The 2110-nt window shown below is 63.7% G+C and carries 1 protein-coding gene; it reads right to left on the reverse strand.

Going from position 1 to position 2110, the window contains the following annotated elements; genetic code table 11:
- Positions 1 to 176: 176 nt before the first annotated feature.
- Entirely contained in the window at positions 177 to 1682 is a 1506-nt protein-coding gene (locus tag ACT6Y9_RS10640; RefSeq protein ID WP_443744509.1) for an FAD-dependent oxidoreductase, read from the reverse strand.
- Positions 1683 to 2110 lie beyond the last annotated feature (428 nt).

A 2110-nucleotide genomic window follows, 5' to 3' on the forward strand; every position in this document is an offset into this window, starting at 1 on the left:
CGCGGTTGTTGATGCGTGCATGCTATCGAATGACCGCCAGCGATATGTTTCAGCTGAAACACCCTTCACGATCAGAAATAAAAAAGGGCGCACCGCCCGTCTGAGGGAGGTGCGCCGTCAATCCGTCACCGGATTGGAGAGAGAAGGTTGATGACGTTGAGGGATTGGAGCCGTGATCAGGCCTTCTTGCCCGCCTTCGCCTTGGCGCGCGCGGCGGCGTCCTGAGCGGCGTGGCGGCCGAAGATTACGGCGGCGGTGAGCTGGCTGCCGACGATGTAGTTCCAGTAGAAGAGGCCGCCGATCGCGTTGCCCGCGGCGTAGAGGCCCGGAACCGGCTGCTGCTCGGCGTTGAGGACCTGGCCCTTGGCGTTGATCTTCGGGCCGCCGAAGGTCGCCGTCATGCCGCCCGAGAACGGGAGGGCGAGGAACGGCGCCTTTTCAACGAGGCGCGGCTCCTTCAGGGTGTTGCCCGGGACGAGCTTCGCGGCGGTGCCGGCCTTGACGGCCGCGTTGTAGCCCTCCATCGTCTTCGTGAAGACTTCCGGATCGACGCCCATCTGGCGGGCGAGATCGGCGTAGGTGTCGGCCTTGTAGACCGGGGCCTTCTTCGAACGATAGCGGTCGAGGCGGGTGGCGACGGTGTCGTTCTCAATAACGGCGCTGTCGATCACGATGTAGGCGAGGTTGTTGCGGGTGATGACCGGCAGCTCCTTCGCCATTTCAACGTAGGTCTTCGCCTCGTTGATGATGCGTTCACCGTTGGTGCCGACGATCGCGCCGTAGTTGACGAGGGTCGAGGGATTCGCCTGCGTCTGGGCGTGGATCGGACCGCCGTGGAACTGGTCCATGTTCATGTAGTACGGGAAGAACGGGCGCGTCAGCTCGACGTTTTCGCCCATCAGGTAGGGAGAGCCGCGCAGAGGCATCCAGGCGACGCCGCCGCCCATGTACTTGCAGACCATCTCCTTGTTGGCGTGGAAGCCGCCGGTCGCCATCAGGACGCCGCCGCGGGCGAGGTAGACCACTTCGCCTTCGGTCTTCGACACGGCGCGCACGCCCGTGCATTCGAGGGTCGGCGTCTTGAGGAGCTCGATCACCTTGGTGTTCGTGTAGAACTTGATCTTCGGGTTCTTCTTCACCTGCTCGAGGAGCTGCGTGATGAGCTGCGCGCCGCCCGGCTTCTTCGGGCCGTCGACGACGTGGCCGCGCACGAGACCCGGCCAGACCTCCTTCACGATCTTCTTGAAGTTGATCCCGACGCGGTCGTGGAGCCACTGAATCGCGGAGGCGGATTCGTCGGCGTAGACGCGGGTGAGCTTCGGGTCGCCGCGGCCCTGCGAGACCTTCATCATGTCTTCGTAGAAGGCGTCGACGCTGTCCGTGAGCCCCTGCTCCTTCTGGACGTAGGTGTTCGTCGCGTTGAAGATGCCGCCCGCGTAGATGGTGTTGCCGAAGGGCATGCCCATCTTTTCGAGAACCGCGACGGTGGCGCCCTGGTCGGCGGCTTCGAGCGCGGCGGAGAGGCCCGCGCACCCCGCGCCCACGACCACGAAGTCGACCTTGTATTCCTTCGCACGGGCGGGCTTCGCCTCGGCGGCGCCCGCGCCGAGCATCGTGCCGGCGGCGGCGGCCGCACCAAAAAGACCGCCCTTCAGGGCGTCGCGACGGTTGAGCGAATTCATTGCTGGCTCTCCTTTTCTTTGTGGATGGCCGTCCTCGCGGGACCCTTTCCAGTTCGGGCGGCTCATCGTTCGTTGGGAATGATTCTCACTCCCAACAACCACTACGTAGTACGCAGTTGGATCAAACAAGTGGAATGACAGTCATTCGCATTGTCCAGGCACCCTTCTCCCTTCAGAAAAAAAATGCAGCCCGACGGAGCGCCGCCGTTTCCGGTGCGGACCGTGCGAAGATGCCCGGGTGGAAGGGCCTCAAGGAGAGCCGCGCCGGCGACGCGGTGCGTGAGGATGCTCCCTCGCAGGAAGAAGGAAGGAGCGCAGATGAGAATCAACGGAATCGACCATGTCGTGCTGACCACGGGGTCACTCGGGCGGTGTCGTGATCACTCTCCGGCCTGAAGGCCGGAGCTTCTTGATTCGCTGAGCCTCGC

It is taken from the genome of Sutterella sp., from assembly GCF_052272535.1.
Classification (GTDB): Bacteria; Pseudomonadota; Gammaproteobacteria; order Burkholderiales; family Burkholderiaceae_F; genus Sutterella.

Bases quoted from the DNA above. Each gene is read 5' to 3' on its own strand.
- ACT6Y9_RS10640 (WP_443744509.1), bottom strand. From the start codon at position 1,682: ATGAATTCGCTCAACCGTCGCGACGCCCTGAAGGGCGGTCTTTTTGGT.